At 63.2% G+C, this 19,372-nt stretch carries 9 protein-coding genes and 1 pseudogene; 4 read left to right on the top strand and 6 right to left on the bottom strand.

Annotated features, from left to right (window positions below):
* The first annotated feature begins 4 nt into the window (after nucleotides 1-4).
* Genes MWM45_RS07735 through MWM45_RS07725 form a run of 3 tightly spaced genes read left to right on the top strand, consistent with a single transcriptional unit; the run spans nucleotide 5 to nucleotide 7,630 of the window.
* Complete coding sequence (locus tag MWM45_RS07735; RefSeq protein ID WP_247828949.1) at nucleotides 5-2,548, top strand: putative baseplate assembly protein; 2,544 nt, start codon at nucleotides 5-7, stop codon at nucleotides 2,546-2,548.
* The gene (locus MWM45_RS07730; RefSeq protein ID WP_247828948.1) at nucleotides 2,545-4,638 is read left to right on the top strand and encodes a hypothetical protein; all 2,094 of its coding nucleotides are present in this window, start codon (nucleotides 2,545-2,547) and stop codon (nucleotides 4,636-4,638) included. Before MWM45_RS07735 ends, MWM45_RS07730 begins: the two co-directional genes overlap by 4 nt.
* 10 nt (nucleotides 4,639-4,648) lie before the next feature.
* Nucleotides 4,649-7,630, top strand: coding sequence for a DUF6519 domain-containing protein (locus tag MWM45_RS07725; protein ID WP_247828947.1), 2,982 nt, complete (start codon nucleotides 4,649-4,651; stop codon nucleotides 7,628-7,630).
* Nucleotides 7,631-8,983: 1,353 nt separating this feature from the next.
* Here the strand turns inward: MWM45_RS07725 and MWM45_RS07720 are convergent.
* Nucleotides 8,984-9,196 (bottom strand): annotated as a pseudogene (locus MWM45_RS07720) (IS3 family transposase); the annotation flags it as partial.
* Between the two features lie 356 nt (nucleotides 9,197-9,552).
* Between MWM45_RS07720 and MWM45_RS07715 the strand changes: the two are divergent.
* Nucleotides 9,553-10,779 (top strand): S8 family peptidase, encoded by a 1,227-nt coding sequence (locus MWM45_RS07715; RefSeq protein ID WP_247828946.1) that lies wholly within the window; start codon nucleotides 9,553-9,555, stop codon nucleotides 10,777-10,779.
* Between the two features lie 347 nt (nucleotides 10,780-11,126).
* Here the strand turns inward: MWM45_RS07715 and MWM45_RS07710 are convergent, their stop codons facing one another.
* The 5 genes from MWM45_RS07710 to MWM45_RS07690 all read right to left on the bottom strand — a co-directional run bounded on the left by MWM45_RS07710 (nucleotide 11,127) and on the right by MWM45_RS07690 (nucleotide 18,918).
* Nucleotides 11,127-12,179, bottom strand: a complete 1,053-nt coding sequence (locus MWM45_RS07710; protein ID WP_247828945.1) for a trypsin-like serine peptidase — start codon at nucleotides 12,177-12,179, stop codon at nucleotides 11,127-11,129.
* A 687-nt stretch (nucleotides 12,180-12,866) separates the two neighbouring features.
* Nucleotides 12,867-14,912 (bottom strand): DNA/RNA non-specific endonuclease, encoded by a 2,046-nt coding sequence (locus tag MWM45_RS07705; RefSeq protein ID WP_247828944.1) that lies wholly within the window; start codon nucleotides 14,910-14,912, stop codon nucleotides 12,867-12,869.
* Between the two features lie 151 nt (nucleotides 14,913-15,063).
* Nucleotides 15,064-15,927, bottom strand: a complete 864-nt coding sequence (locus MWM45_RS07700; protein ID WP_247828943.1) for a M28 family metallopeptidase — start codon at nucleotides 15,925-15,927, stop codon at nucleotides 15,064-15,066.
* 163 nt (nucleotides 15,928-16,090) lie between these two features.
* On the bottom strand, nucleotides 16,091-18,175 hold the full coding sequence (locus MWM45_RS07695) for a M36 family metallopeptidase (RefSeq protein WP_247828942.1): 2,085 nt from the start codon (nucleotides 18,173-18,175) through the stop codon (nucleotides 16,091-16,093).
* Nucleotides 18,176-18,486: 311 nt separating this feature from the next.
* Complete coding sequence (locus MWM45_RS07690; protein WP_247828941.1) at nucleotides 18,487-18,918, bottom strand: AfsR/SARP family transcriptional regulator; 432 nt, start codon at nucleotides 18,916-18,918, stop codon at nucleotides 18,487-18,489.
* Nucleotides 18,919-19,372: the final 454 nt, after the last annotated feature.

Below are 19,372 nucleotides of genomic sequence, written 5' to 3'. Positions count from 1 at the left end.
CGCGATGTCGGTGGAACCAGGGACGCCACGGATCAGCAACAGGCCCGGCCTGCCGGCCATCCGCTACCGGCTCCGCGCCTACCCCCAGTTCCGCGGCGCAATGCTCGCCCGTTTGGCGTTCGAGATGGTGGAGGGCCGGGTTCCCCTGCGGGACCTCACTGCCCGCCGGGACGACGATTTCGGGATAGCGCTGATCGACCTGTGGTCCTATGTCGCGGACATCCTCACCTTCTACCAGGAGCGCAGTGCCAACGAGGCCTACCTGGGCACGGCCCGGCAACCGGAAAGCCTGCGCCGGCTGGCCGCCATGCTGGACTACCGGCCGGTCCCGGGGATCGCCGCGTCGGCCCAGCTGGCCTTCACCCTGCACCCTCCCACGCCGGCCGCCCAGCAGACCCTCATCTCCGGATCCCTGCGGGCGCAGAGCGTCCCCGCCCAGGGGGAGAAACCGCAGAAGTTCGAGACCCTGCAGCCGCGGCTGGCCCGGTATGAATGGAATCGCCTGCGGCCCGTCACGCACCGCCCGCAGGACTGGAATCAGCAGACCGCGGCCGTGCAGCTGGACGGCCAGGTCCGTTCCCTCTCCACCGGCTGCCCCCTGCTGCTGGTGGGCTTCGAGCACGACGAGGATCCGGGAACACCGCGCTGGGATCTCCGCCGGGTCCAGTCCGTCCGACCGGGACCAGAGAACACCACCGTGGCCCTGGACAAATCCCTGGCCGCTGCCCAGCCGGACCCGCACAGGCAACAGACGGGCCCTGCCGCGTACGCCATGCGCGCCACGGCCTCCCTCTTCGGGTTCAACGCCCCCATGCTGGCCGCACTACCGGAAGTCACCCGGCGCCAGCTCGCCGGCCACGATTTCAAGATCATGACCACCACCAAGGAAAGCCTTGAGGGTGAAAGCGGCCGGACCATCGTCACCACGACGGACATCGTGTCCGCGACCGAGAAGCCGCTGCCGCCTCTGCCCGCCGACTGGGATTTCGGGAAGAGCCCTCCTGATGGCCGGGACATCGACCTCGACGCCGTGTACCCGGTGCTGCCCAATTCCTGGCTGGTGCTCGAGCGGCCCGGGACTGCCCGGCTCTACCGGGTGGACGGCGTCGCGACGCAGGCCCGCAACGATTTCCTGCTGACCGGCAAGGTCACCCGGCTCACGCTGCACTCCGGGGAAGGGGTAGCCGATTTCAAACAGGACCCGCGCCGGACGGCGGTACATCTGACGCCGGAGCCACTCCGGCTGGGACAGGAAGAGGTCGCCGCATCATTTCCGAAGGACTGGCTCGATGTCCAGGGCAGCCACACGGCGCTGGAGCGCGGCCGTCCCCTCCTGATCAGCGGACCCGCTGCACCTGCCGAACTGGCTGAACTCGCCCGGGTCGAAGCCGCTGGCGCGGACACCCGGCTGTTCTTCTCCAAACCCCTGGCCCACAGCTACGACCGGATCGGACTGACCGTCTACGCCAACGTGGCGGCCGCGGCACACGGGGAGGCCGCGGCGGAGGTCCTGGGCAGCGGCGACGCCTCGCAGCCGTTCCAGGCCTTCACGCTGAAGAAGTCCCCACTGACCTACCGGGTGCAGGCCGGAGCCCCGAACGGCGCGACCAGCACACTCCAGGTCCGGGTGGACGGAGTCCTCTGGACGGAGTCGCGCAGCTTCTACGGTCACGGGCCGCAGGAACCCGTCTACACCACGGTCACCGCCGGGGACGGCAGCACGACGGTGCGGTTCGGTGACGGCGTCACGGGCCGACGGCTCCCCACCGGGCGCGGCAACGTGACCGCCGACTACCGCCACGGACTCGGCGCGGCCGGCAACGTCTCGGCCGGAACCATAACCACCCTCCTGGACCGTCCGCTGGGCCTGAAGAGCGTGCTCAACCTGCTGCCGGCTGCCGGAGGGGCGGAGCCCGAACCCGCGGAAGCGCTACGTCGCAACGCCCCGAACACGGTGCGGACCTTTGGAAGGATCGTCTCACTGCGTGACTTCGAGGACGCCGCGCGCGAATACGCCGGCATAGCCAAAGCCCGCGCGGTAGTCGAGTGGGACGGTGAGACCCAGCTGGTCCGGCTCACCGTGGCCGGTGACGGCGGTGCCACTCTTCCGGCCGGCGCCGACACCCACACGGCGCTGCTGGCCGACCTGGACGCTCGCCGGGACACCAACCGCGTGCTCCAGCTTGACAGCTACGCCGAACTGCCCCTGCAACTGGCCGCCACGGTCCTGGTGGACGCCCCCACCTTCAGGCCCGACGACGTCCTCGCTGCCGTGCGCGACGCTGTGGCCGACCACTTCTCCTTCGACCGACTCGACCTGGGTGGGCGTGTGAACCGAAGCGACCTGTATCCCGTCTTCCACTCGGTCGCCGGAGTGCTGGCCGTGCGCATCCACACCTTCCGGGCTGTGCCCTCGGCCGGCGAGGAGGGAACGACCCCGCCACTGAGCACCGCCGTCGTTCCCGCCAGCCACCAGCTCATGGTCCTGGAGGACCCTCGTCTGGCCGGTCTCACCACAACCACGGAGTACAAGGAGGCCGGCTCGTGAGCACCATCGACTTCTGGCAGTTGCTGCCTTCGGCGCAGCGGATAGATGACGCCGACCGTGGCTATCCGCTGCGGACGCTCTTGAACATCATCTCGCAGCAGGCCAACGCGGTTCACCAGAACATCGACGATCTGTGGGACGACTACTTCATCGAGACGTGCGACGACTGGGTTGTGCCCTATATCGGCCAATTGGTGGGCAACATTCCGCTGCAGCCCGTGCCGAGCGGACCGCGCGCGGACGTGGCTCGGACCGTGTATTTCCGGCGCCGCAAGGGCACCGTTCCCATGCTCGAGGAACTGGCCGGGTTCGTTACCGGCTGGCCCGCCCACACAGTGGCGTTCTTCGACCGCATGACCTGGACGCAGCACATGAACCATCTGCGTCCGGGCACCGGGACGGTGGATCTGCGGCGGCTCGAGGCGCTGGATGCACTGGGTACCGCGTTCAACGACCTCAGCCACAGCGCGGATATCAGGCCCTTCTCCGCCGGTGCCCGGTACAACATACCGGCGATCGGCTGCTTCCTCTGGCGGTTGGGCGCCTACCAGCTCCGAGGTGCCACGCCGCGGCGGTCGACTGCTCACCCGCACGGTTATCACTTCAGCCCGTTGGGAAACCCGGCGCCGCTGTTCAACGCCGCGCACGACGGCGGCGGAGCCGGTCGGATGACCGGAGCCGGCGTTTCCGGCGCGACTCCCCCGGCGAAAAGATCGGAGGCCGAGATCAACGGTCCCATCCGGCATCCTTCCTTCCATCACCACCTGACCGACTATTACCCGGAGCAGATCGGCGACAAGACCCCACCTGGACTGTCCATCTTTGCGGACGGCGAGCGTATACCGCCGGAACTCATCCAGTGCATGAACCTGAGCGGATGGGCCGCTCCCGCGGCGGCTGGAATCCGGGTGGGAATCGACATTGTTCGGGGCCGCTTCGCTTTTGCCGCCGGCGCCGAACCATCAAACGCACACACTGTTCGGGTGAATTTCGGTTACGGGTTCAGCTCCGACATCGGCGGTGGACCGTACGACCGCAGTCATCTGCTGGAACGCACGGTGGTGCGAGAACACCCGACAGTGCTGGCCCTGCATCCGAACGGCATCGCCGCTTCGGTGCAGTCGTGGACGCCGACGGAGAACCCGGCGGCCGTGCTGGAACTGCCGGACAGCCGCACCTTCGACGAAGCCGCCGGCGTATCTTTCGATTCCGGTGGGCTCCGGCTGACCCTGCAGGCAGCCAATTCGCAGAGGCCGGTGATCCGCGGTGTTCTGGCCGTCGGCGCCAACGCTCCGGAGCACCTGGTGCTGGACGGACTGGTCATCGAGGGCCCGCTGACGATTGCAGGTCACAGCAGGCTGCGCAGGCTGAGCCTGATCCATTGCACCCTGGTGCCGGGCTGGAGCCTGAACGAGGACGGCTCTGCCGCCTTTCCGGACGAAGCGAGTCTGATGGTTGGATCAGGCAACGGCGGACTCGAGATCGAGCTGATCAACAGCATCACCGGACGGCTGCAAATTCCGCAGTCCACCGGCGGGCTGCTGGCCCGGAACTGCATCATCGACCACCCGGGCAGCTCCTCCGGACCGGTCGTCAGCTTCGCCCTCGCAGGCAGCGGGGACGGCAACCAGCCAGGCCCCAGCACCTCGCTGGAGCGTGTTACCGTCTTCGGCCGCATCCAGGTCAGGGAGTTGACGATGGTCTCCGAATCCATCCTTACCGGTGAAGTGGTCAGTCGGCGGCGGCAGCACGGATGCGTACGATTCAGTTACCTGCCGGACGGCTCGTCCGTTCCCGGCCACTACCGCTGCCAACCCGCCACTGGCGTTGCGGAGATGACGGAACCGGCGAAGCGGGGCCGCGAACTCAAGCGGCTGACCCCGTTATTCACCTCGCGCCGTTACGGACAGCCGGGATATGCACAACTGGCAGCGGGCACCGCCGCCGAAATTCTTGCCGGCGGACAGAACAGGGCCGAAATGGGTGTGTTCAATGAATTGTTCCAGCCGCAACGCGAAGCGAATCTGCGGACCCGGCTGGAGGAATACCTTCCCTTCGGGCTCGAACCGGGCTTCATCTACGTGACTTAAGGAGAGCACGATGAAAGGCGACTTTTCGCGTCTGACGTTCGATCCCGCCAAACACTACACCGGCCTCTTCAAACAGCAGGGGCGGGTGGATCTGGATGCCGACTGGAACGAAGGCCAGTCCATCCAGACCCACCTGCGCGAGCGGGCGCTCTCCGACATCATCGGAGCCTCCGGTGCTCCCGGAGACGGATTCACGATCACGGCGACGGAGGACGGTGCCGATCTGCGCATTGCGGCAGGACGCCTCTACGTGGACGGCGTCCTGGTCGACAACAGCGCCGACGTGCTCTACCAGGGTTCCGGCGCAGTGGAAGAGCGACTCCAGCCCAACGGCGCACTTGCCGGCGAGCTGCTATCTGCCCCGGACGCGGCGACCGCTCCGCTGCCGGAGCTGGAGGTTGGTGGGCTTGCGGGGGCGGACCGGCTTCGTACCGATCTCATCTATCTCCAGGTGTGGCAGCGCCACGTCACCGCGCTGGAAGATCCGGCGCTGCGCGAGGTGGCCCTCGGCGGACCGGATACGGCAACGCGGCTGCAGACCACATGGCGGGTCCGTCTGCTCCGGAATGCCGGTGTGGCCGCTTGCTCCGACGATGTTCCCGGGTTCGCGCCGGAGGCAACCGGGACGGGCGTACTGAGCACGTCGGACGATCTGGTGCAGGGCCCGGATGACCCGTGTGCTGCTGAGCCGGACGGCGGAGGTTTTCGGGGAAGGGAGAATCGCCTGTATCGGGTGGAAATCCACACCGGCGGCTCCGAAGCCGATGCGACATTCACCTGGTCCTCGGAGAATGCAGCCGTCGTCTACGCGGCCGAGTCGGTGGACGACGCTCACACACTTACGCTTCGACGCCGGGGTGCCGACGACGTTCTGGCGCTCCGGGAAGGTGACGCCGTCGAAATCTACAGCACCGAGGACATCCGGCAGGCACGGCCGGGTCTGCTCAGCACGGTGGCCGCACATCCCAACGGTCTCGAACTCACCGTCGAAGGGGACCTGAGCGGCTACCTCGGGCGCCGCGACGTCGGGGTGAGACGCTGGGACGACGTCGCTATTCCGGTCAGTGCAGGCAGTGCACTGGGGCGGTCCGGCATCAAGGTGAAATTCTCCGCTGGCACCTACCGGCCCGGAGACTACTGGCTTATTCCGGCCCGGGCCCGCGATGCGAGCTACGCCAGGCTGGACGGCGTGGCTCCGCATGGAACAGTAAATCACTATTCACGGCTGGGACTGCTGCACTGGTGGCTCCAGAACGGCCAGGTGGTAGCCACTGTCCAGGACTGCCGGTCGGTCTTCCCCGGCATCACGGAGCTCACCAACGTTTACTACGTGGGTGGGGACGGCCAGGAGGCCTTGCCGGGACAGCCGCTGCCGGCGCCCCTTCAGGTTCGAGTCAACCGGGGCAATGTGCCGGTGCCCGGACGCCCGGTCGAATTCGTCGCGACCGCCGGCGTTCTCGACGGAACCGGTGACCGGGTCCTCGCCATCACCGACGACGCCGGCGTGGCACGTGTGGCGTGGACGCTCGGCCAGTCGCCCCACGTGCAGCAGGTGAGGGCATCGTTGTGGTCGGACCCGAGGCTCCACACCGTGTTCAACGCCAATCTGAGCACAGCCGACCGCATCTCCTACAGCCCGGCGGCGGGGTGCGATCTGACCGCTACCACGGTGCAGGAGGGTCTGGACCAACTCTGCGCCCGCGGAGCAGAGAAAGATCCGGGAATCAGGGTGACAGGGATCTTTTGGGGCATTTCGAAGCAACCCCGCCTGCATCGGATTCCCGCAGGAAACCTGCAGGTGGAGCACACGAACGACCGAATCACGGGACTGCGGCTGGCCGACGGTGCCATCACTGACGAACTGCTATTGCTGCTGCAGGATGCCGGCAGTCGCTTGGACATGCCGTATTTGGCCACGGCGGAACTGACGGGTGGGCGGATTACCTTCGCAGACAGCCGAAGGGGCAGCAAGAGAATCCAACAGGAGGTCTCGGACATGCTGAGTGGAATGATATCCGCCGTGGGTGACCCTGCGATCAATGATCAGGAGGTGGCTGTACAGGTCTTCCTGGAGGGGCTGACCGTCGTCTGCGACGACATCCTGGACAAGAATGTCTCCCGTGCTACATGCTTTCTCACCCTGGAGATGCCTCAGACCGTCCAGCGCAGCGTAGGGATCTACCTGCCGGTGGTGCTGCGGCCGGAAGTTGGGCAGCCGACCGTGCTGGAGAATGAGATCCACTGGCGTCCGGAAGCCCGAACCCGGGAACTCCTCAGGGCCTCGCTGGCCACGGCACTCACGTTCGAGGAGCGCTCACTGCTGGTCCGGCTGACGCTGAAAGGCAACTTCATCCGCGACGCACGCGGCCGCCGTTATCTGGACGGGGAAGCCTTCGGCCGGCCGGACAGGCCACCGCATGACCTTCTCCCGACCAAGCTGAAGACGGGCACTGCCTTCAGCGGGAACGACAAGCGCGGCGGGGACTTCGAGATGTGGTTCTGGGTCACCGACGACGACATCAAACCCCGGCAGGACGACATCGGCTTCGTCCTCGTCCGCAATCAGGACTGGACACAGTTCAATCCCATGATGTCCATGATGCTGGACCGGGGAGCCTACTCCCAAAGCGGAATACTGCCGGAGGGCTACCAGGTGAGGACCAATGAGCCCTTCGAGCCGGACCGGGCAGTTCAGATGATGTTCAAGTTGGGCCTGGAGGTCCTGCCGTTCGCCGGTTCACCGGGAAAAGGCGTTTCCCCGAACATCTTGGTGCCTGAATCGCTGGGGCCACTGTATCGCCGGCTGATCGGTCCGGCCTGGGAGCCACTCCTTCGCGGAACGCTACCCGACGTGGCGGTCGACGACAGCGAATTCGTCCAAACTGCGATACACAAGCAACCGGTGCTTCTCCTATGCCGACGAAGCGACTTGAACGCACTGCTCCTTCATTCTACGAATCCCTATGAGGCAGCGGCGTTCACCGTTCTGTGATTTTCAGGCGGTGATTAGGTCGGCGCTTCCCTGCCCTGATACACCCCGAAGACCATGCACCGAACCGCGTGTCGTCAAACGCAAAGGACCCAGCCGGCCAGGCAAAGCATCGGCTCAATAGAACAATCCAGGTCCGGACTTACCCTGTACCCGACTCCCGGTTCGGACTCAACAGTCGTCACCGCGGGGAAGTCGCCTTGTCCTCGTCGTCCACGAACGCTACTTGAATTGTGTACTGCTGATAGAGCTGAATTGCATCCTCCACGGGCAGGCGTCCGAGGTCCAATGCCGCTTTCAGCCCCCCCCCCCCCGAGTTGGGCAATACCTGCCTCTGCTGCGCTGACCTTTGCGGCCACGGAGTGCGAGTTGGCCAAACTGGTCGCTACGGCAGCGACGACGGACATCAGCATCGCCGCCAGGCAAAGCACCTGCCAGACCATGGCACTCTGTTCCAGGGTCAGCGCTTCCTGAACCTCCGCTGTGAACTTGGTGCCGCCGAAGGCGGGGCCGACGGTGAAACCCGCAGCCAGCGCATTACCAACGACGCTCGTGGTGACCAGCCTGTTCCGACGAGGTCGTTCATGACGCAGGAACAGCCTGATAGCGGACTGTCCTGCTCGATGTTCTCGATCAGTCTCTGACGAGCCTCTTGTTCCTTCACGACTTTCCCCTGGGGCGGTGTTATGGTGCGATCTACCCGCCGAGAAGGGCAATCGCTGAACATTCTTAGGTGGTACTGACGTGTTGAAAGCTGGGGGCGTCCCCTGCTGAGCGCCGTCGGAGACACCGCTTGGATCCGTATCCATACGAGCACTCATGGCGTTACCAACGCGCCATTGTGAGGACGTCCACACAGGGATGTGAGCTGCCCAATGCTCAAGGAAGACCTGTGGTGGAAACCATGTACGAGTCGATAGGCGAACTACGGTTCGGCACTGAGGAAGAAACGCAGGAGGTGGCGTCCTTGCCTGCGGACGTCGGCAGGGAGTTTGCCAGCGACAAGTACGCGTCACCACAGTTCATGATGTGGCGTGAAGATCAGCGTGGCATTTCAGAACTTAGGCGGAGCGGACCGGCCCTGGCGAGTATGGGGTCATGGGATCCGCGCGGTTCGTGGCCGTTCATGACATCAGGTTGGCTCCTTGGTCCGCCGAGTTGATGCCGAACCGACCGGGAGACGATGCCAGGACGAATTGCAAGCTGGAAGTCCTGCAGGGACTCTTCCAGAATTTGATTTTTTCATTGAAGCCGGCTGGCCGCGCACCGTCTGAGTGTCCCAGGGGACTGCCCACGCTGTACGCGGGGGCCTTCGGAACTGCCCGGGATTCCGTTGACTCTCGGGATTTAGTGTTGTCAGGCGGCTTTGATGCCGTTAGTGAGTATCTCGAACTCGACGGTTGTTAGCCTTCCGAGGCGCCGTTGGCAGCGTTTCCGATGGTAGGTTTTCTCGATCCAGGTCACGATGGCCAGATGCAGATCGGCCCGCGTGGACCATCGCCGGCTATCGAGCACGTTCTTCTGCAGGAGCGAGAAGAAGGACTCGATGGCCGCGTTGTCGGCGCACGCGGACCCGGGGCAATCCCTTCAGCAAATCTTTCATTCAGTAGCACCCCCAATTGAAGAGGGCCCACTGACCGAAATCTATAGGCTGCCCGGCTATCGTCCACAGATATGACTGCCATGCGGCTCAGTACCATTGGTTCCTGATCGGATGCCCAGCAGCCAGTAACGCCACAGTAACGCCTTCCGATATAGACCTGACACCATGGCGGAGCCCAACCTCCCGGTTTCAGCCCCGACCGCCGGCAGAACGCACGAATTATTGTTCGGCTTTTCGCGAGCATTTGCACATAGAGCATTGCGGCTCGCCATGTGAAGCCGTGCACACCACCACATGAAGATCTAGAGGCAGGGAGCCCAAGATGTCCGAATTGTTCAACCAGGGAATCGTCGTTCTACGCGCCCCGGCCTTTCGCGCCACGCGTGACCCCTTCGACGGACCGGGTGCCCCCGGGCTCGAAATGGCCGCCCAAGGAATCGCAGAACGCGCTATGGGATTGACCGTGGAAAGGGAAGACAACCCCTCACATGCGACTCTCAACGCCCTGCGGAACGATTCGACGGTCCTCAGCGTCGCACCCGCTATGCCGATGAAGCTCATCGAACCTCTCGAAGCTGAGGCGGCTAGGGCCGCTGCTGTGACGTGGGGCGTGAAGGCAGTAGGCGCCGATACCTCGCCCTTCACGGGCGCCGGGGTGACGGTCTCGGTCCTTGACACCGGAATCGACTCCACCCACCCGGCCTTCGCTGGCGTCGACCTCGTCACGAAGGATTTCACCGGAGCCGGCAGCGCCGACGACGACAACGGTCACGGCACGCACTGCGCCGGAACCATTTTTGGCCGCGACACAGAGGGCCAGCGGATAGGCGTTGCCCCCGGCATTCAGAGGGCCCTGATCGGAAAGGTCCTCGGAGGCCCGAACGGCGGCAGCAGCGACGCACTTGCGTCGGCAATGCTGTGGGCAGCCGACAACGGCGCCCACGTCATCTCCATGTCGCTCGGCATGGATTTCCCGGGCTGGGTGAACGATCTTGTCAACGTGAACGGCTTATCGATCCCGGCCGCCACCTCGATCGCCCTCGAAGGCTACCGCGCCAACATCCGGCTATTCGAACAACTGGCCAATCTTCTCAATGCCCGCGCCTCAGTAGCCCAGACCACAATCGTCGTCGCGGCCGCTGGCAATGAGAGTGAACGCAACGGCTCCCCAGCGTATGAGATCAACGTTGCCCCTCCCGCCGCAGCGTTTGGGATTACTTCCGTGGCTGCCTTGGCCGACGGCGCCGGCGGACTCACCGTTGCACCGTTCTCCAACACGATGGCGACTGTTGCGGGTCCAGGAGTAGGGGTCTTCAGTGCTTGGCTCAACGGCGGCACCAGAACCATCAGCGGAACCAGTATGGCAACCCCACACGTCGCCGGCGTCACGGCACTCTGGGCCGAGCGGCTAATGGCGCAGGGACCGCTCAGCCCGATTCTCCTCCAAGCCAAAGTGATTGGGTCAGGAACGTTCGAGCCACTCAAGTCCGGAACTGACCCGATGGACGTGGGGGCCGGTCTGGTCCAGGCACCCACGAACGTTGCGTAGTCAACGAAATATGGCCCAATCCCAGACGCGATAGACATCAAGAATCCTGGTCGGGCCGATTTCGTCTGGGTGGACGGTGTCCAAAACCGCGGCGTCCACCGTGGTGAAGAACGCGTAACGACGGTGCGTGTCGAACAATGCTTCCCGGCCCGTCGCCGGCTCTCGGGTTCAACGCCGCATGCGGCGCACCACCAGCCGGCCGGTGACCTGCTCTGTTGATTTGCGGGAAGAATATGCGGTGGATTCGATTTCGACGACCTCGGCCCGGATGCCTAGGCGCTGGCCTCTTCGTCGAAGACCGCGTCGGTCTGGTCCGATCGTTGCCCACGAAGCACTTGAACTCCGGATCAACCGCGCGGCCAATTACCGTAGGCATGGAAGAAGTTGTAGGTGGTCGAATCCCAGCGTCGGACCTCGTTCCACACGCGGGGCGGGTTCGTGGAGAACCACTGGGTCGATTGGATGCCATTGACTCGGCTGTCACCATTATCGTAGGTGCCGGCGCCACTGTCCCCAGGGATGATGTCGAGGTTGTGCTGGTAGCGACTTCCCGGCGCGGCCGTGAACGCCCCACTTTTGATCCATGACGACGGAACCGGCTTATCCGAGGGGTACCCGATCATCGTCTTTGTGCCATTGAAGTTTTGTCCGGTTCCGAACCAGCCAGTCTGACGACCGATGTCCGGCCGCGATGGGCTGAATTCCAGGACCGCGAAATCCCAATCCCACTCGTTCGAGTTCCACTGGCCAGGAAGGGTGATCGAGTCGAAGACGAAGCTCCCGAAGGGTGCGGTCGGAGCCACCGTGTTGGCTCCGAACGTGACGCTGCGGGTAGGAATCCATGTACCGTTCTGGAAGAAGCAGTGGGCGGCACAGAGTGCCGTGCTCGGCCCGATCATTGTTGCTGTGCACCCCTGGGACAAGTATGCGAACGCGCTGCCAGGAAAAAACTGCGGACTATCGATACGGCGCCGGTCGTCCGCCCCAATGACATAACGATCAGCGGTCGGGGCTAGCCCCGGACCGGTGAGATATTTCGCCCTCGCAAATGCGCTTGATTCTCCCCAGGACCCCTCCGTATTGGAGGGGGACGCCATTGCCTGGATTGCGTCAGCAATCTCGTAGTCAGGTTCATCGAGTCGGTATTCGAAATTCCCGACGAGCCGTCTCGGCTGCAGGGCCCTCGCTAGGTCTTCACGTGCCATCGCACGCGGATCCGGTGCAAATGCGGCGTCGATGTCCGGGGCGCGCCGTACTCGCTCGGTTTCCGGAACGTCAATCTCGGGAAGGTCGATCCGCTCGGCTGCCACCCAGCGCCTTCCCTTGGCATCCGTGAAATCCTCCCCGAGTTCGTGAGCTGAGGATGGTCCCAGCATCGTGTTGTCATATTCGTCGCTCATTTCCTGCCTCCGTTTTCTTCCTGATGTCCGTTCGGGTTTTCTTCCTGATGTCCGTTCGGGTGCTCCTGCAGCTCTACTTCGGAATTACGTAAGGCGCGCAATATCTGGTGATTGACCGGTAGTTCAAGACGGAGAACGGGCTGCGCGTCCCGAAGCCCTGGGAGGGGCCCGTTGAATCACCGTCGTGGTCGAGAAAGCGCTTTGGGATACAACAGGATGCGTATCGGGGGTCGATGTCGAACTCTTCCAAATGGGTGTCATGAATGAGATCGAACGACGTTGCCGAACTCCACCGCAATCGTGCCTCCGCCGCAGGTTCGCCAACCAGTTCCTCGCTGCTGCCCAACCTGGGGCCGAGGTGGACCGGCTCTACGATCGTCGGATTCACAACTCCCTCAACTCCGAAGTCGTCCACAAGGGTCTTCTGTGTACTTCGGTACATTATTGGACCCCCCGTTACGACAGCGTTACCGCAGCGTCACCTCGGTGCGATGCGAAGTGCTGGCAACTGCACCGGCCGTCCGATGCTCGCGTCAGCTGATTGCCGGTCCAGACTCGGCCTACCTGATGGGCCGGAACCACATGAATATCGACTTTCACGACCGTCTGAGGACCCATAGGCGCTGGCCAACGCCATTACGCGTTCTGAGTCATATACGCTCGACCTTCAGCTATCGGGTGACTTGGCTAGCGTCCGATGAATCGGATCTGTCGGACATCGGTCAGTTCGGAAACCAGGCCCTCGTTGTCCTCGATGGGGTCGAATGCGGCGAGTGGTCCGAACGAAAGTCCCGTACGTTGTTCAATATGGGTGATGGATCGCTGCGAAGTTTTGTGCTTGCCGAACACGAATTCCTCGTCGCGCAGGAAATCCTCCTGAGACATTGTGTAGCCGGTGGCACATAGTTGCCTCGTCTCGTCGTGGATGAACGCAATGACCTTCCAAAACTCTGTAGGGACCTGCACACCGAACCTGAGGGGGTCCTCACTCGTCAGGAACGGACCGGTGAAGACAGAGATCCTCATGTCGTCCTTGCGTGCATTCTGCAGTGCATAGTTCTCGAGCTCGAGCCAAACTCCGCCATTGAAGGGCTGCATCTGCGGGACGGCGTTGGTGACGTGCATTGAATCCGCGTTCGCCGTCGATGCGACGGCGTGAGGACCCCAAACCGGGTCCTCACGCCGGGTCATGTGCCCCCGCGAGAACTTTGGCTCGGCACCGTAGCATTCCTTGATGATCTGTGCGCCGAGCGGAATACGCGGATCTGTCCGCCAGCCCACGCGTGGCAGCGAGATGGATCGCATTCCGTCGATGTTTGCCGCACTGAACAAGCACAGCCGGCGGCTCCTGCTCATCATGACGCTGAAATGTTCGTACCGCAGCACATCTTCAGTGGTTCCATCGAAGGTGAAGGTAAGGACATCATCCTGACCGCTCGTGATCGACGGCATCGGCACGGCAGCGCCAAGGAACATCTCCTCGTACCCCGAACGATTCCGATAATCGGCCGGAATCGCCTCTGTGAACACTTCGCCGTCGGGATCGCTCGTCGTCGGCGGCCCATCCCAGTCGTGCTGGTCGTTGTCATCCAAGTACGGGTTACCGGCCTCAACTGTCACCCGCAGTGGAACCACGAACGAGAATCTGGGCGCCTGGTGAGGAGCCGCAAGTGCTTGCTGTTTTGCCGGCGCAACGCGGTTCGGGACCGTCGAAGGAGCAGGACCCGGCCGGATCCGGCCGCTCAGGACCTGTTCGAGCCGCTCCCCCACTATGGTGCTCGGCACCGCGAAATTGCTTTTGAGGAAGCGGCCTGCGAAATGCAGACCCACCGCCTCCCCCGTCGTGAGCGACAGCACCACCGACCCAGAATTGCCGCCGAGAGTTGAACAGTCGTGGCGGATCGACGTCGAATTAGAGCCGGTCACTCGCCCCGGCGCGAGCCGTTTCTTGTCATAGACGTTCCCGAAGATCTCATCCATCAGCTGCTGGTCGGGGATGCGGCTGTCCCGGGCCGGGTAGCCGATCACCGCTACCATCTCGTCATCTTCGGAACGTGTGGAAAGCGCGATGGGCGTTGCGAGGGGTTGCTCCCCTATCGGGGTGACTCGCGCGAATGCCAGATCAGGTCCCGCCGAATCCTCGATATGCAGAATTCGGCTCAACCGGAACGTTCGATTCCTGATGCTTCCGATCTCTTCCAGGAAGTCGATGGAGGCCTCCATCCGGCGACCGCCGATCCCCTGCTTGAACACGAAGGAGGTACCGTCGTTGTGCCCGAACTCGGCCGCCACATGGCGATTCAGGACCAGGACATCCGGTCGCACCAACCAACCAGTGCCGAGCCAGGCCAAGTCGTGTCCCTCGACCTCGATGCGGCCGACCGCGCGCACGGCGTCAACCAAGTGCGCTGAAGCCTCCCGGAGACGCGACTTCCAGACGCTGCTTTCCGAATCGGAGAACACGAGTTGCGCCTCATCTCCGACGACGGCCAGCACGGGCCGCCCGGTACGCAGCACGATGGTCTCCTGCGCGAATTCGAATCGATCGACCATTTGTCCGCCAACCTCGAACGACGGCCCGCTATCCGCTTGGGCTCCATGGAGGTCGCGATCGGCCGATTTCAGTATCGGGGCACTGCTCGCACGGCGTTCGAGCATTTCCTTGCCGAGCAGGCCATCGCGATGTTCGATCTGAGCGTTCGCGGCCTTGAGGCGGCCGATGAGATCCTCCACTTGATTGCCTTTCGATCGATGCAGGGAGGCGGCGAGGCTGGTTGAACCCCTCTCCGACCCCAGAACCTGCGCCTGTCAGCATTCGACACCCTGCGACGAGCATCAGACCCTGTGGCAGAACTATGAATGCGGACTCCAGCCGAAGACGGAGTCATTTCCTGTCCCGGCCCGGCTTCGAGTCGTCATCGGACCGTTCAGCGGACGCACCGAGCATGGCTGCGACTGCAGCGGTGTTCATCCGGAGGATGCTGATGGCCACCGGGGTATCCAGTTCCGCGAGAGTGTCTCTAGGTGTGTGCTCATCGATGTTCAATTGATCCTCGCCCTCGATGGTCAACACAGCAGGAAGATTGGCGTCGATGAAGGGCACGTGGTCGGAAGCGAAGGGATCAAGCGAAATGAACACCTCCAGATTCGACGTGTCATGAGCGGCTTGTGCCAGCACGTCGATCACGGGCTGGGAAACCGTCGCTCCCTCCAGCAGAACTGAGGGCGCGACGGTGTTGCGCCGACCGATCATGTCCATGTTGACGACCATGGTTATCCTCGACCGCTCAGAGTCAGTCAGAGCAGCCACGTGCATGCGACTCCCGTGGAGCCCCTGTTCCTCGCCGCCGAACATGACCAGGCGTAGGTCGTTCCGCATGAGGGCGCCGGACAGCACGCGGGCGATCTCCAGAACCCCCGCAGCACCCGAGGCGTTATCGTCTGCCCCTGGTGCTGGTGCGTCGACTCCCCCGGCCTCATTGATCGAGTCCAGATGCGCCACGACATAAACCAGCCGTCGCTCGTCTTCGAGGGCTGTACCGGGCTTGTCGGCCACTATGTTGAGTGTCTCGCGCCCACCGAAGGCAACAGGCTCCTCGCTGACGACATATCCGAGCGAGGCAAACTGGTCGGCGGCCATTCGTGCCGCGTCAAGGTACGCCGACGAGAACGAATGCCGAGTCGAATGCACGGTGAGGTCCTCGAGGGTCTTCCGATACATATCGACCGATACCTCGTCAGCCAGCACGGCCGCCGTCCTATCGGCAATACGCGGCGAGCTGACCTTCAACCGTGGCAGCAATACGGGGATCGGCCGCCCGCTTCGCCTTCGGCGACAACCTGAAGGGGGCACTGGTACATCCATGGCTATCCTCGTCATCGGGTTGTTGGACAACGCGTAGTGCTGCCCACTAGGGGACCGGTACCGTGAAACTTTCGACGACACCAGTCAGGTCGGTGGAGTTCTGTGCTGGCGCAACTGCCCCAGCTCCCATTCCACGTTTGCCGAAGCCGGACCAGACTTCAGGCAAGTCATCGGGGTGGAGGACGGTCGTCGCCGAAATGATTCCGTCGCGAGCGTGGAGGAAAGTCGGTCGTGAGGGCGTCAACTTGAGGCCGCCGACCACATCCAATAAGATCCGCCGCTCGGCTTCCTCATGCCCGTGCTTTGCCACCAGGTTCACAAAGACCTCCCATAGTGCTGCGCACCAAATTTCTCCTGCGTTGTGCACGGCGCTGTTCGAACCGCCGGCATTGGGATTTATCGGCGGACCAATGGGCAGCAATTGTCCAGCACTGATGTGGCGGAAGGTCAACGGGTTCTTCGAGGTGTCCGCGCTGTAGGGATAGCGCCGGATCGAGAAATAGTAGTTGTCATCGAAGGTCGGAGTGAGGTCGGTCCAGCCGCCGACCGGGAAGACGCCGCTGACAAAGTTGTCGGCGGATTGGGACGTCATACAGATAGCGAAGAAATCGCCCCAGCCCTCGCCCATTGCGCGGCCTTGCTGGTTGGTTAGACCATTCGCATTGCCCACCAAGCGGTTTGTGATGTAGTGGCCCATCTCGTGGAAGGTGATCAGCGCTTCGTGGTTGCTGGTACGGGTTCGTCGATCGGGTTGCGGACCGAGAAACTCGAACATCTGCATCCGAGGACTGGCCCCATCGGCAGGCGTCGACATGTTCGCGTTATCTGTGCCACTGAAATCGTTGCCTTCAGCCAGAACCGGATCACCTCCCAACCCGCCGCGGCCGAAGTTGTCAGCTTGGGCGTTCCCTGCCCCCTCGTCGAAGCCCGCCTCGTACCACCGGTCGTGGAGCCAGTTGACATGAAAGAACATGCCCACGAGGCTGTTCTGAAGATTCGTCGCCTCGCTGGCGTCCCTGGTGTGGTCGTAGGTGTAGTCGAAGGTGTCGGTATCGGAGATTCTCCCCAACACATCGCCGCCGCCCAGCCCCTGCGGCGCCTGTAAGTCGGCGTGAGCAATGCAATTGTTCCCTTCGGTCGTCGTTGCACCTGGCGGTAGCCATGGGTCTCGACCTGGCAGGCTTTCGATTGTGACCAGGCGTTCCGCGACCGGCGGTGCCTGAAAGCCGTCAGGTATGCCCGTGGGGTGGGGGGACCCGGGGGCCGGTCCATCATGGGGCCGGAACAGCGCGTCTCCGGTGTTGTGCACGCGATAAGTGAATGGGGCACTCTCACTTGACAGGTTCTTGCGGAACAGGACGAATGGAGTCTCCACCGAGTCGATGACGTAACTGAATGCCGGAAATCCGACGATCCACAGCTCAAGGTAGTGACCTGAGGCGAACTGGTGATTACCCAGTGGAAACATGACCTGCTTCAACCTGATCGGCCGGTCGAATCGGGGTCGCCGATCCTCTTCACCAGCCTTGAACGCATAGGACCGGTACTGATCACCGTCGGGCTGTGTTGGCGCGACCATGAAATCGGAGGACTGATAGACGACCCGGGTCAAGTCGAACGCCGCCCGAGCGATCGCGTCTTCCGGGCTCTGCGCCCGCACTGTGCGGGTCTCGCCGGCAGCGGCGCCCGCGCCCGGGAAGAACTGTCCGGACAACGAGATCACGCCGTTCCCGTCGTCGAGTGCAACGGTCACATCAGAATCGAAGACTTCAACTCCGTCGACACTCTGGTACAACTGCGCTGTCTTGAGACCGGTATGACTGACCGCACGCACCTGCACACTCGTTGCATCCTCTTCTTCGAGGTTCCAGACGGCACGTCTCTCATGGATGAACTGACGTACAGCCTCCGCCGGGTCCGAAGGACCCGGCGCGGACAACCGACTGCTGGGCTGTCGGCTGAAGATCCTATTGGGGAGCCCTGTGGTTTCATCCTCCTCGATGACCAGATCCGGTACGTCAGCGGATAACAAGTCCCGCCCGGCGGTGGTGGTCTCCGGGGACAATCGCGCCGCGCTGCGCGCTACCTGTACTCCGCGGTCATAAAGGGCGTGGTAATCATTCGGGATCATTTGCAACCTCCATCCTCTGGTCGGACCGACCCGACCACGTGAGTGCCCTGCTTGCGAAGTGCCTATCTCCTCCTGATCGGAGACGGAGCGGTAGACAAAGTCTCCCGCGTCCGCGTCACGTCACCGTCACCTGGGCGTCACGGGCTGGGGCGCCAGGTGTCGACTCACAGCTGACTCGACTCGTACCGTACCCGCGCAAGAGGGAAGCGACCGAAGGTTCCGGGAAGGATACGCGCAGCCTTCCCGCGCATGAATCCGCTCCGTCGGACACGCTGGGAGGTATGGCACCTGCTGGGATGGCACTGACGGCCTCAACGGGTACTGCCCGAGCTCGGACTGGTCAGCATCAGTTCGTCCATGCGCGCCGAGAGTTGTGTCGGAATTCCTGCGTCGGCTAGGAGTGCCTCGTAGCTGTCCACCTGCCGACGGGCTTCACTCACATTTCCTTCTGCCAGATGCGCACGTATAAGACAACGATGCGCGCTTTCCCGCAGCGGATCCCCGGCGATCGCCTGCAATGCCGCCTCGATCGCGCTGTCGAACCTCTCTACGCTCAGGTACCAGGCAGACATGCGTTCCAAGGCGTGGAGTCGGACCTGACGCTGACGCTCGCGGTCGACCACCAGCCAATCGTCGCACCAGGTTGGTAACAGATCCAAAGTAAGTGGACCAGCCTTTACCGGTGGCGGGCCCGACAACCACTGATCCAGCCGATCACGTATACGGCTGATGTCCACCTTCACGAAGGTGGACAGGTATAGGCTGTCACCGGCCGTCGCCACCAACGGGCGCCCGCCTGGCCTCGGCAGCCTCCATAAAGTCGAGCGCAAGCACCCCCGCGCCTGAACCTCGTCGAGGTCCGGCCACAGCTGTGCAGAAACTGCCGCTCGGCTCAGGTCGTGGCGCAACGCGAGATAGGCAAGCAAATGCTCAACCCGAGGGGTTAAACCTATTGTCGTCTCACCATGTCGTAGCCGGAAGCCCCCGAGAAGCCGAAGGTCGAGAGCGCCCCTCTCGTAGTGCTCATGGCTTGTCTTGATTGACCTTCCTGCAATCGGATTGACGGCAGTGCCGATCCCGCCGCACGTAGTCCTTTTCGATTTCATTAGATTCTCCTCTCCTGCACCCTCACCCAACCCGATTCCAAAAGGCAGAAGGGGGCTGTCTACCGGCGTCACGCTGTGTTGTAGCCGCTGG

Source organism: Arthrobacter antioxidans, assembly GCF_023100725.1.
GTDB lineage: Bacteria > Actinomycetota > Actinomycetes > Actinomycetales > Micrococcaceae > Arthrobacter_D > Arthrobacter_D antioxidans.
This window is presented reverse-complemented; position numbering and strand designations above follow the sequence as displayed.